Annotated in this window: 13 protein-coding genes; 2 read left to right on the top strand and 11 right to left on the bottom strand. The window is 41.2% G+C overall.

The window, feature by feature from the left end; genetic code table 11:
• Positions 1-208: 208 nt before the first annotated feature.
• The 10 genes from hdeA to U0008_RS22165 all read right to left on the bottom strand — a co-directional run bounded on the left by hdeA (position 209) and on the right by U0008_RS22165 (position 8,863).
• On the bottom strand, positions 209-526 hold the full coding sequence (hdeA, locus tag U0008_RS22120; protein ID WP_043495570.1) for an acid-activated periplasmic chaperone HdeA: 318 nt from the start codon (positions 524-526) through the stop codon (positions 209-211).
• Between the two features lie 453 nt (positions 527-979).
• Positions 980-2,038 (bottom strand): HoxN/HupN/NixA family nickel/cobalt transporter, encoded by a 1,059-nt coding sequence (locus tag U0008_RS22125; protein ID WP_043495572.1) that lies wholly within the window; start codon positions 2,036-2,038, stop codon positions 980-982.
• Positions 2,039-2,103: 65 nt separating this feature from the next.
• A complete protein-coding gene (gene yut / locus U0008_RS22130) occupies positions 2,104-3,096 on the bottom strand; it encodes an urea transporter (RefSeq protein WP_043495574.1) in 993 nt (330 codons plus the stop codon).
• A gap of 60 nt (positions 3,097-3,156) precedes the next feature.
• The gene (locus U0008_RS22135; RefSeq protein ID WP_043495576.1) at positions 3,157-4,119 is read right to left on the bottom strand and encodes an urease accessory protein UreD; all 963 of its coding nucleotides are present in this window, start codon (positions 4,117-4,119) and stop codon (positions 3,157-3,159) included.
• Positions 4,119-4,790, bottom strand: coding sequence for an urease accessory protein UreG (gene ureG, locus U0008_RS22140; RefSeq protein WP_043495577.1), 672 nt, complete (start codon positions 4,788-4,790; stop codon positions 4,119-4,121). The genes U0008_RS22135 and ureG overlap by 1 nt, the downstream gene beginning before the upstream one ends.
• 21 nt (positions 4,791-4,811) lie before the next feature.
• The gene (locus U0008_RS22145) at positions 4,812-5,498 is read right to left on the bottom strand and encodes an urease accessory protein UreF (protein ID WP_043495581.1); all 687 of its coding nucleotides are present in this window, start codon (positions 5,496-5,498) and stop codon (positions 4,812-4,814) included.
• A 21-nt stretch (positions 5,499-5,519) separates the two neighbouring features.
• Complete coding sequence (locus U0008_RS22150; protein WP_043495583.1) at positions 5,520-6,182, bottom strand: urease accessory protein UreE; 663 nt, start codon at positions 6,180-6,182, stop codon at positions 5,520-5,522.
• A 96-nt stretch (positions 6,183-6,278) separates the two neighbouring features.
• Positions 6,279-7,997 (bottom strand): urease subunit alpha, encoded by a 1,719-nt coding sequence (locus U0008_RS22155; protein WP_043495585.1) that lies wholly within the window; start codon positions 7,995-7,997, stop codon positions 6,279-6,281.
• 76 nt (positions 7,998-8,073) lie between these two features.
• Positions 8,074-8,508 carry an urease subunit beta gene (ureB, locus tag U0008_RS22160; RefSeq protein WP_043495587.1) on the bottom strand — a complete coding sequence of 145 codons (435 nt, stop codon included), beginning with the start codon at positions 8,506-8,508 and terminating at the stop codon, positions 8,074-8,076.
• Positions 8,509-8,560: 52 nt separating this feature from the next.
• A complete protein-coding gene (locus tag U0008_RS22165; protein ID WP_043495588.1) occupies positions 8,561-8,863 on the bottom strand; it encodes an urease subunit gamma in 303 nt (100 codons plus the stop codon).
• A gap of 638 nt (positions 8,864-9,501) precedes the next feature.
• Between U0008_RS22165 and U0008_RS22170 the strand changes: the two genes are divergently transcribed.
• Complete coding sequence (locus U0008_RS22170) at positions 9,502-10,749, top strand: ammonium transporter (RefSeq protein WP_043495590.1); 1,248 nt, start codon at positions 9,502-9,504, stop codon at positions 10,747-10,749.
• A 467-nt stretch (positions 10,750-11,216) separates the two neighbouring features.
• Positions 11,217-11,914, top strand: a protein-coding gene (locus U0008_RS22175) for an IS1-like element IS1A family transposase (RefSeq protein WP_327058433.1) whose coding sequence is annotated in 2 segments (ribosomal slippage) — positions 11,217-11,466 and positions 11,466-11,914 — 699 coding nt in all. Because the reading frame shifts where the segments join, the coding sequence is not laid out codon by codon here.
• Here the strand turns inward: U0008_RS22175 and U0008_RS22180 are convergent.
• Entirely contained in the window at positions 11,908-12,267 is a 360-nt protein-coding gene (locus U0008_RS22180) for a tyrosine-type recombinase/integrase (RefSeq protein ID WP_131000213.1), read from the bottom strand. The two genes, U0008_RS22175 and U0008_RS22180, sit on opposite strands and share 7 nt — an antisense overlap.
• Between the last annotated feature and the right edge of the window lie 188 nt (positions 12,268-12,455).

The following is a 12,455-nucleotide window of genomic DNA, read 5'->3' on the forward strand; positions in this document are numbered from 1 at the left end:
TTTTTAAATTCATATAGGCAGCGGAGACTAACTTAATCATTTAAGAATATATATAACGACATTTATTCATTTACATTAACACACTATTGATAAGAGTTAATTTTAAAGCTAAAGTCTATTTACACTTCATTTAATAAATAAGCTCAAAGATTAATTTACTAATACAATAGCACATATCGATGAGCTGACTGTGGGTTCATAACATAAATCACATATCGTGTTTTACTTTCTTCCACTCAGATTTGACCTTGCCAATAAAGGATTCTTTTGGGGCTTTTTTGCAAGCTTCGATGACTAATGGTATTACCTTTTCAGTGCCATTGATATCTAGGACCGCATCCTCTGGCTTGTCATTTTTATTGAGTGCCTCAGCAAAGCCGATAGCTGTAGGCTTAAAACTTTCATTCAATGCTATAAAATCCTCACAAGTCCATGATTTCACTGGCTTACTATTTTCTGCAGCATTGCTCATTGCAGAAAAGCTTACTAAGCCTACCATACTGATTAATAATAATTTCTTGTTCATTCTTATCTCTCCAGTTTTATTGGTATACATAACATTGTGTTCATCTATAAACGATAGTCACAAATTAAACTACTGCAAGTTTATTTACTATAGTAGCTTATTTTTAAAGTTGTATTCAGACACAATTAATATTCAATTGCTGCAGCCCTGTTGTTTAAATACTATCCTCCATGCCATAAATGACTTTTCATCTGAAGCTTAGCCAAATGAATAATCTGTCAACATAAAGAACTGAAAAGTAGTTACAATTGACTATATTCATATTAGCGATTTGCTCATGGATTTATTTATACCATGTCTCACTCCAAATGTTCTTTCAAAAATCTCTACCGTCAAATTTGGCGCAATTAATAATATTGACATGAAGAATCAATGAATTTTATGATGAATTCATCTAATCTAAATCATTTAAAGCCTGTTATTAGACTCCATAAGAAACTGTGAGCCACCGCTTTATCGATTAATACGTAAGCTATCATAGCCACGGACATGATATATTGCTGCTGAGAATATCCAACATAGAATGAAGATCCCGATAACCCAATAACCGATCTCACCAAGATTGTCACTAAGATGATTAATTACGTTCCAAACTCCACCACTTAAATTCATTTTTTCTGCAATAAGCCCCAATGCTTCAATACCACCGATAAAAAAGGCAACGATAACGGAAGCAGCGGTCACAGTAATATTATAGTAGAGTTTTCTCACTGGATTAGAAAACGCCCAGCCATATGCTCCAATCATCACAAAATTATCTAGTGAATCGATCAAAGCCATTCCAGCCGTAAATAAAATGGGAAAAACCATGATAGCCCACATGCTCATTCCATGTGTTGCACTCGCTGCAGCAATCCCTAGCACACCAATTTCGGTTGCCGTATCGAAACCTAGGCCAAATAGAAACCCAACCGGATACATATGCCAACTTTTGTTGACTAAATTAAATACACGCTTGAATAAGCGAGCTAAAAAACCTCCTTGGTTCGCAACCAGAAGATCTAAATCTTCATCTTTATACTTATAGCCGGCCTTAACCTGTCTGAATCTTTTATATACTGAAAGAAGGATCGTCAAATTAAGAAATGCGAATAATAACAAAAATGCCGATGAAATCAGCGTACCAATCAAGCCCCCCGTCTCATGAAACCAGGACATATCATTTTTAAATGCCATCGCAGTTGCAGCAATAGCCAATGAGGCTAATATCACAATGGTAGAATGCCCAAGGGAGAAAAAAGTACCAACGGCAATGGGGGTTTTTCCCTGCTGCATGAGTTTACGTGTAACATTATCAATGGCAGCGATATGATCAGCATCGACCGCATGACGTAGCCCAAAACTATAAGCTAACAGAGCCATCCCCATAAGCACGGCATTATCCTTGAACTCAAGAAACGCCCATGCCCATGCTAATCCATTCACAACTAGCAAGCCGACAAGTAAAAAAATCGCTCGGCGTTTCGTGCTTAGAGAACCATGCATGATTCTTTTTTGGGTGATATTAACCATACTCGCTCTCCAGAATATTTCTAAGACCTGACAATAGGCAACAGATAAACATTAATCGATGTGGGTCATTGCCGATGTGCTGGCATAATCTCTTTATTAGGCACAAGAAAAAGCCATGAAGCTAAAACGAATGGCATCGTTAGCGTTGGAATACCTAGCGGAGAAAGTAGCGTATCTAATGCTCCTTGCACGATCACGGTAAAAATAACTCCAATCAACGTATAAGCTAGGACTCGCCAGCTTGGATTATTAAAAGTAGAGCCAAGAGCTATGGCCGTTAACACAGCACTAAACGAGTACAGTCCAAGATGGATGCTATCGTAATTCGCCATTAAAAACGTTGCAGTAAGTATTGCTAAAAACGAACCACAGACAGCGAAGATAGCAGCCCATAAAGATTCAATGGCTAGCCCAATAAGAAATAAGATGCCACCAATGAGGCTACTGAAAAGGAATATTTGCGAGATACCATTAAAGAGGCTATCAAAAACGTAGTGGCGATTCTCAGTGCTATTCGTTTCTACTATAAATTGGTGGGGGAACGAGGGATGCGGTAGTCCACCGTTATGCAAGCTTGAGAAGGCATAGCTCGAAAGCAGAATAATCCACGTGGTGAAAACAAAAGGTGCAGTTAAAGCAGCAACTTTCCATGTTTTTAATATATCAGCAATACAGAGTGTAGAAACAACTGAAATGATACTACCAAGGACGATACATCCCCAAACCAACGGACTCATTTCTAAAAATGTTGGTAGCGCGACGCCAACTAAACATCCGTTATAGCCATATAATCCCACTCGCCATGACTTACGGTCACGAACTGTTAGACCTGTTAACGTCGCGACGACTGTTCCTAACACCCCGCCATAAGCAACGGCGGGGTGACCTTCACCATAGGCACCGATAAAAATAGCTGCAAAAAAAAACAATCCAGTTAAGGGATTATTTTGAAACATAACCTGCGCGCAACCACGTAAGGTAACGTCAATGAATTCAATGAATATGTTCGACTCGACAAGTTTCATCCAAAAAGTTGGATTGCTTCTATTTGTATTCATCATGTAATCATTTCTCAAATGAAAGTTAATGCATAACATTATATAGCTGGTAGGTTAGTCCTAACGCCATATAAATTTCTCTGGTAATGTAATACCTAAAATTTCCTCACGGGCAACTCGCCAAAATTGTCTTATTTCAGCTTTTACACCCGAACTGTTAACGCCCAATACTTTAAATATTAAGCCACAATGGTTAGGCAATCTTGTTGCACCACAAGCTATTTGGTGATCAACATCAAACCGAGCTGGTATTCGGGCTAAGATTCGATCATGGTGTTCTTTTGGCGTTAATAATGTCACATTACCAAAGACTTCAAAATCTTGCATAATGCCGATAGCATCAAGGCTTTCTGATTTAGGTTCTAATATATACTTCTCAACAAACAACTCCTTATTACTCAAGTCGTAGGCGGCTACTCTAGATGAGTAAACATCAAAACCAAAGCGCTCTTCAGGATGATGATACTTCCGTCCCGACATTAAGATCTCCGAATAAATAGCTGTCGCTGTCGGATGAATACAAATAGACGTATCAGTGATAAAACGGGAGTTTCTATGCGGAATAAGTGGATCTGGCATAAACTCCATATAGCTGTTTTCTTCGAGAGTAAATTTTTGTGTCTGAGATGCATAGTTGGCATTCATCATGTGAACTTTAGTCGCTGACTGTGTGGTAATATGAGCACAAGCTCCCCGTTCCACATGTACGTCGGTCTCTAATCGGTCACCTTGCAAAATACATCCCGATGTTGAAATCATCGTGACACAAGGTAGTTCAGGCATTTCTTCATCCCAGTACAATGCCTTTTGCACCAGAGACGGAACTCGCCGTTCCATTTCTGCCAAAATACTACGCTGTTCACGTTTTGCGAATCTAAGCTTGAGATAACCTCTTTTACCAATGGCACCACTGCGCATTTGCGCTGGTTCACTCTGGTATTGCGCTAACTCTGGAGCATGAGCACCTAATGCATGATGACTCCCTAGTGAATCTCTATTTATGCAATCAGATCCCCGTGACATTATGCGCTCTCTCCCTCTGGTGGTTCGTGAGTAAATAAGAAATCACGCATAATCATGTCAACCAACTCTTCTACACCTTGCCCTGTTTTACAGTTAGTTAGAATATAAGGACGTCCACCTCGAACCACTTGAGTGTCACTTTCCATAATATCAAGACTAGCGCCAACATAGGGAGCAAGGTCAATTTTATTGATAACTAAAATATCGGCCTGTACCAGCCCTGGGCCATTTTTACGTGGTATTTTTTCACCTTCAGCAACATCAATAACATAGATGTAAAAATCGGCTAGTGCCGGGCTAAACGTGAGCGTTAAGTTATCTCCCCCGCTTTCAATCATAATCAAGTCGCTATCAGGAAAGCGTTCTTCCATCTCTTCTACAGCGGCAATATTCATGCTCGGGTCTTCACGCACAGCTGTATGAGGGCAAGCGCCAGTTTCGACTCCTAAAATTTTTTCTTCATCTAAAATACCTTTTAACGTTCGCTTAACCTGTTTGGCATCTTCAGTAGTTACAATGTCGTTGGTGATAATAAGAGGCTTGACCCCTCGCTTAATGAGGATTGGCGTAATAACCTCAATGATGGCCGTTTTTCCAGATCCAACAGGACCACCAATTCCAATACGCGCTATTTTTTTGTTCGAAGAGTAATTTGCTACATGGTTTTTCATGTGTATCTTTCCCAGTTATCATTAATTACTAAATAATCGTACGTGCGCATTAACATGTACTGCAGCAAGTACATCCACTATCGGTGTATAAGAAGACATTTGTTGAATATCGCCAACTTCGGCAATATCACAATACGCGTCAATATTCTGAGTTAACTCAAACAAAATACGCTGTGTGTCAAAATGGGTGACACGCATTAATCGCATAGCCGCGCTTAAAATAGTCATTGCTACGCCATATTGGTGCATCACGACAACTTCTCGCTCTGCAATTCCCTGCACGGCCATAATCAGCGCTTGAGTTGCCGGGTAAGTCCCCGCAGTCTCGCCTTGTTTGATCTGCGCTAGCCACCAACTAATCAAAGGATGTTCGATGACATGTATAGACATCTCCGCTAACTTTTTCCCCATTCGCGTCGACATCAGACGGCTTTCTTCATTAAGCTTGCGGTTGTTTATTGCCCAGTCTGCATGAATTATTTCTTCAAGGTTACCTGCAATTACTGCGCGATGAGCCACGATGAGACCAATTCCATCACAGCTCGCAGACTGCTTTAATGCAGTTAAAACAAACCCTTTCAATGTGGCTACATCATAAACAATGCCAGTTTGGACGGCAGATTCTACGCCATTGGAAAAAGTGAATGCCCCGACGGGTAATACGGAGTCACCGAACTGCATAATACGAATGAGATCTGATGCATTCACGAGAATTGCCTCCAATGCAAGTTAACTTTTATGTTCGTGTATATGATCGCCATGACTATGTTCATGATTGTGCGTGTGAATACTTTCAATATGTAAACCAGAAATTGGCGATGAAGTTTCCCCCCGGCTGACATGAACATGAGTATCCGTATCCTCAGCACCACCAAATAACAGGCGAGCTTCCGAATTAGAGAGCAATGGCAGAATTTCTGCACCCTTAGCAAAATGATAAGGCAGATGTTGGAAACCATGAGTTTTCATCACCGAATCCATCATGGTAGTCGCCACGGTCAGTGGTACATAAACTTCATTGTTTTTAGTCACGGCTTTCCAATGTTGATTACCTAATGCGTGCCCCAGCTCAAAGCAGGTCTTAACTAACTCATCGAATGAACGTTTTTTTAACTCATTAAGAGAAATAACCATGACGTCGCGTAGCTGGATTTGAACGACGATAGCAGTATTTAATGTGTCATTCCAAAACAGCACATCCCCATCGGTAAGAACTACGTTGCGCTCGAGAGATATGCCGAGGTCTGCTCCTTGAGAACTAAACTTACGACAGCGGCTTTTTTGGGCTTCTCGTTGGTCTAGTACTAACAAGTCAATAGTGGAATCTTTAAGCTTTGCTTGCCAAACGGGATCTTTTTTAATATTTCCAAGTACGTTCTCAATTAAAATCATGAAAGTATTATCTCTTAGGTAAGTTGCTTACCATCATCCGTGTACTATTCGGTGTGATGATCCAGAAATTAGTATGTCGTACCAGACTCGTTTAAATTATCCAAAGAAGTAGCGCTGGTTCATTGTTGCTATATCGATAGGCTCACAAGTTGCATGAACACCATCCACCTTGACTTCAAACGTTTCTGGATTAACTTCAATATGTGGTGTCTGATCATTACGCACTAAATCTCGCTTAGAGATAGCACGACAATTTTTAACAGCGACAACCTGTCTATCCAATCCCGCTTTCTCTTTTACGCCATCATCGAATGCAGCTTGAGAAACAAAGGTAACGCAGGTGTCTTGCATCGTTTTACCCATTGCACCGAACATTGGGCGATAGAATACTGGCTGTGGAGTAGGCAATGATGCATTTGGATCACCCATTGCAGCCCAGTTAATCATCCCCCCCTTAATGACCATTTTAGGTTTAGCACCAAAAAAACGAGGGTCCCAAAGTACAAGATCAGCCATTTTTCCCACTTCAACAGAGCCTAAGATATGGCTGACACCTTGTGCTATAGCAGGATTAATCGTTATTTTTGCAACATAACGTAGAACTCGGAAATTATCGTTATCGGCAGAATCCTCTGGCAACTTACCTCGAGATACTTTCATCGCATGAGCGGTTTGCATAACACGTAACCAGTTTTCCCCTACACGTCCCATGGCCTGTGAATCGCTGGAGAACATCGAAATAACCCCCATATCGTGCAAAACGTTCTCTGCCGCAATAGTTTCTGGGCGAACACGGCTTTCGGCAAAGGCAACATCAGCCGGCACGTTAGGATTTAGGTTGTGACATACCATGATCATATCGAATAGCTCAGCTTGGCTATTGATCCCATAAGGTAAGGTTGGGTTTGTTGAGCTTGGCAATACGTTAGGTTGACTAGCAACGCGGATGATATCTGGCGCATGCCCCCCTCCAGCACCTTCTGTGTGGAAAGTATGAATTGTCCGCCCTTCGAAGGCTTCAATGGTATCTTCTACATACCCACATTCGTTTAGGCTATCGGTATGTACCGAAACTTGGATGTCCATTTCATCCGCCATACGTAGCGAATGGCGTAAAGAATTTGCCGTTGCCCCCCAGTCTTCATGTACTTTATAACCAACGACACCTGCGGTAGCCTGCTCTAATAGAGGACCTCGGCCATAAGAATTACCCTTGCCCAAGATTCCCACATTGATAGGCAATCCTTCTACCGCACGCAACATTTGACGTATGTTCCACGGACCAGGTGTAACTGTAGTACCATTTGTACCATCAGTTGGGCCAATTCCGCCGCCGAAAAAGGTTGTCACACCGTTAGACAATGCATGATAGGCTTGCTGTGGAGATATCAAATGAATATGGGAATCAATACCAGCAGCAGTTAAAATCAAATGCTCACCAGAAATAGCATCGGTGCTGACCCCAACAATCATGCCAGGCGTTACACCATCCATGACATCTGGGTTTCCACTTTTACCAATACCTACAATTTTCCCGTCACGGAGCCCAACATCAGCTTTAATAACACCTAACTTTGCATCGAGAATAGTGACGTTAGTTATAACGAGATCGAGTACACCATTATCACGTGTTAAGTTATTATTCGCCCCCATTCCATCTCGCAACGATTTACCGCCACCATAAACAGACTCGTCACCATAACCACGTAAATCTTTTTCAATTTCAATAAAAAGGTTTGTGTCTCCTAAACGGATTTTGTCCCCCGTTGTTGGACCGAATAGACCTGCATATTCTTGCCGAGAAATTTGAGGCATTTTATATCCTTACTATATCTAATATAAGCGGAAAATTATTGCGAATAAGCATAGGTTTAGGTTATTGATTCTCTATTTATTTAGAAAATTTAAAACCACGCTCAATCGCACGATTAATTGCACCAATTTTATCTGGTCTTTCGTGGTCAGAGACGACGCCTTCGCCTGTCCAGCCATCGACTAAATTATTAAATCCATATAAAGTTTGCTTACCACCAAAGGGGATCAAGCTAACTTCAATTTCATCTCCTGGTTCAAAACGAATTGCCGTTGTTGAGGTGATGTTTAATCTTTTTCCGAATGCTGCAGCACGATCAAATTCCAAGGCCCGATTTGCTTCAAAAAAGTGAAAGTGTGAACCCACTTGAATTGGACGATCTCCAGTATTTCGCACTTGAACGTTAACGGCCGGCTTATTCTCATTGAAAGTAATCACCTCTTTTGCCAGAATGCATCCGCCAAGGGGTGTATTTTGCTCTACGCTTTCATTTGATTTACTTTTGGTACTCATCCTAAAGTCCTCTATAAGATTAGGTTAAGGTTAGTTCACAAAATCTCACCATTTATTTGATAGGATCATGTACCGTCACTAACCGGCTACCATCGGTGAAAATAGCCTCGACTTGGACGTTTGGTATGAGGTCGGCAACACCCTCCATAACATCTTCTTGCGTTAATACTTGACTGGCTTCTTTCATGACTTCTTCTACGGTTTTACCGTCACGAGCCCCTTCCAAAGCAGTAACAGTAATAATCGATACTGCTTCTGGGTAATTGAGCTTAAGACCGCGATTTTTACGCTTGAACGCGACATCAGACAGCGTATAGATCATGAGTTTTTCAATTTCTCTGGGGGTGAGCTGCATATATCTTCCTGTCGTTATTGAATTTATTGATACATAAACGAATTCATCATCCAGTAATTGCTATCCACTATTAACCTATCGTAAAACAAAGAACGATAGGAAAACGCCTATAGATAGAATTTAGAATAAATACTTAGTCCTAGTGGATTTCCACTAACAAAATACATGGTCATTTTCAATACACCCTTCATTCCTGCCATATCATCATTACAACAATAGACTTAATTTCATGATGAAGCATCCTGTTTTTTTAACTTTGAAAAATTTGACCGTTTTATCACATATACTAATCTATTAGTAATATATGACATGGGCAACTACGTGCTTTAATTAGTATGCTCAATGTATAACATCCCCTTGGAGATTTTATAGCTGTGAGTCAGACGGAATAATAAAGATGTTGAACTTTTATTTTGTATATCGGCAATGAATAGTGAAATTACAATGATGACTACGACATTTAAATGTGGGAGAAGAGATGAAAACACATTACTAATCAGTGAATTATCGCTGAAAGCACATCTATATTTACACATTTAGGCAGATCAAAACCTGTATATCCTAGATGTGACAGAGCTTTTTTTTATATATAAATATCTGCTTCTTTGTAGTTTAACGTTCTTATTTGGAATAACACTATGGAACATATAGCTATTGCTTTTCATCAAATCGATGTTGGCAATACAGCATTCATGCTGCTGTGTACAAGCTTAGTTATGCTAATGACTCCGGGATTAGCTTTCTTCTATGGAGGACTAGTTTCGCGTAAAGATGTCCTTACAATCATGTTGCAAAGCTTTGTATCTATGGGATGGGTAGCAATTCTTTGGTTTGTTGTTGGCTATTCTCTATGCTTTGGCCCTACGATTAATGGGATCATTGGTGATCCCACCTATTACGCATTTCTCAATGGAGTTAAACCTTGGACAATGTATACGGGTAACTCTGGCGGAATACCTCTTATTGTTCATATTGGCTACCAGATGATGTTTGCCATTATAACCCCAGCTTTGATAACCGGTGCATTTGCAAATCGCGTGACTTTTCGTGCCTACATGATCTTCCTGACGCTATGGTTGCTGTTAGTTTACTGTCCTTTCGTTCATATGATTTGGAGCCCCAATGGTCTATTTGCAAAATGGGGTGTACTGGATTTTGCAGGTGGCATTGTTGTTCATGCTACCGCTGGCTTTGCCGCATTAGCGTCAGCATTATACGTTGGTAAACGCGTTATGACCAAAGGCGGCGAGCACAGCATTCCCTTTATTGCCCTTGGTGCTGGATTGTTGTGGTTCGGCTGGTACGGTTTTAATGCAGGATCTGAACTTCGAGTCAATACAGTGACGGTTTCGGCCTTCTTTGCGACTGATATAGCAGCAGCATGTGCCGCTATAACATGGCTGATAATTGAATATTGTCATACTCGAAAGCCTAAGTTTGTTGGTTTTCTTACAGGTTCTATCGCGGGGCTAGCAACGATTACACCCGCAGCTGGGTATGTTTCTCTACAGTCGGCTGCACTCATCGGAATTTTAGCCAGCATAGTTTGTTATTTTACTGTGGCTTTAATGCGAAGATATCTCGATGATGCGCTAGATGTGTTTGGCGTTCATGGCATGGGCGGTGTAACGGGATCAATTCTTCTAGGAGTGTTTGCGACTCAGATTTGGAATCCACAAGGTGTTTCTGGTTTACTTGACGGTAACGTAAACTTTTTGTTCAAACAAATTGTCGCTGTCGTATTCGCAAGCGTTTGGTCGTTCATAGTTACTTATGGAATTTTATGGTTCATCGACAAGCTAACACCCGTCCGAGTTGAAAAAGAATATCAGCTATCTGGGATGGATGAAGAGCAACTTGGTGAAGATGCCTATCCGCTTAATTAATAGCTGTTACGGTAAACTTTAGCCTCCTCGTCAAATATCGGCGTAGAGGCTAATCATATCTTTGTCACGTTATCCATAATGAAAGCAGACGCTGATTATTGAAGGCCCCGAGATTTGTCTTATTGGATAGAGTAGTAAAATTTTGTATGACAACATTAAAGCGACTCAACCGTTGTCTGACGTTAATATGCTGTAACTAAAAATCTTTGTATTGTCGTTGATATAACCATCTGCTGATGAAACCCTGGCGTGTCGCGGAGTGAGTTTTCTCTGGCACAGCCCTACCATTTGCCTGGTTTGTTCTGAATGTATTCTTTCATTAAGAACGGCGCATATTTTATGTGTTTTTATAGTAAGGGCCAATAATCGTTTAGCGGATTAACAACGCAATGAGTACAACGGTCAAACTTAGGGTGATGCTGCCAACTTACTGATTTAGTGTATGATGGTGTTTTTGAGGTGCTCCAGTGGCTTCTGTTTCTATCAGCTGTCCCTCCTGTTCAGCTACTGACGGGGTGGTGCGTAACGGCAAAAGCACCGCCGGACATCAGAGCTATCTCTGCTCTCACTGCCGTAAAACATGGCAACTGCAGTTCACTTACACCGCTTCTCAACCCGGTACGCACCAGAAAATCATTGATATGGCCATGAATGGCGTTGGATGCCGGGCAACTGCCCGCATTATGGGCGTTGGCCTCAACACGATTTTACGTCACTTAAAAAACTCAGGCCGCAGTCGGTAACCTCGCGCATACAGCCGGGCAGTGACGTCATCGTCTGCGCGGAAATGGACGAACAGTGGGGCTATGTCGGGGCTAAATCGCGCCAGCGCTGGCTGTTTTACGCGTATGACAGGCTCCGGAAGACGGTTGTTGCGCACGTATTCGGTGAACGCACTATGGCGACGCTGGGGCGTCTTATGAGCCTGCTGTCACCCTTTGACGTGGTGATATGGATGACGGATGGCTGGCCGCTGTATGAATCCCGCCTGAAGGGAAAGCTGCACGTAATCAGCAAGCGATATACGCAGCGAATTGAGCGGCATAACCTGAATCTGAGGCAGCACCTGGCACGGCTGGGACGGAAGTCGCTGTCGTTCTCAAAATCGGTGGAGCTGCATGACAAAGTCATCGGGCATTATCTGAACATAAAACACTATCAATAAGTTGGAGTCATTACCTGACGTGAAATACGATTGCCATTTCTTGATAAAAATACCCAATCACTTTCGGCATTTTTGTAAGAACTACGCTTAGCTATCCAGCTAAATAAAACCTCTTTTTCAATAGGATATAATGGATGTATTGTTGAAAATCCGTTTTTCAAACGGTGTATGTAAATACATTCACTCGCAAAATCGACATCGGATAGTCGCCAATGGCTAATTTCACTAACGCGGCATCCATGTATATAGCACATCCAAATAAGACAACAGTCACGCTCAGGATTCCTTCCCTGTTTAGCAGCAACGAGCAAACGATGAACCTCTGACTCTGTGAGATATCGTCTATTAGGCATAATAATTTCCTCTTCTTGAATTAAACTAATTTTGTGGTTTCTCCAACCGAGAATGTCTTTTTATTAATCAAAACAGTCATATTAATTCAATCCTTGAATCTATAATTATAGCCAATAGTTAACAAAAAAACATAAGCAATATAGATTTAACCATATTAACATTAACCTATTTATTGCATCATTACATT

Origin of the sequence: Hafnia alvei (assembly GCF_034424155.1) — a bacterium.
In the GTDB taxonomy this organism is placed as follows: domain Bacteria; phylum Pseudomonadota; class Gammaproteobacteria; order Enterobacterales; family Enterobacteriaceae; genus Hafnia; species Hafnia alvei.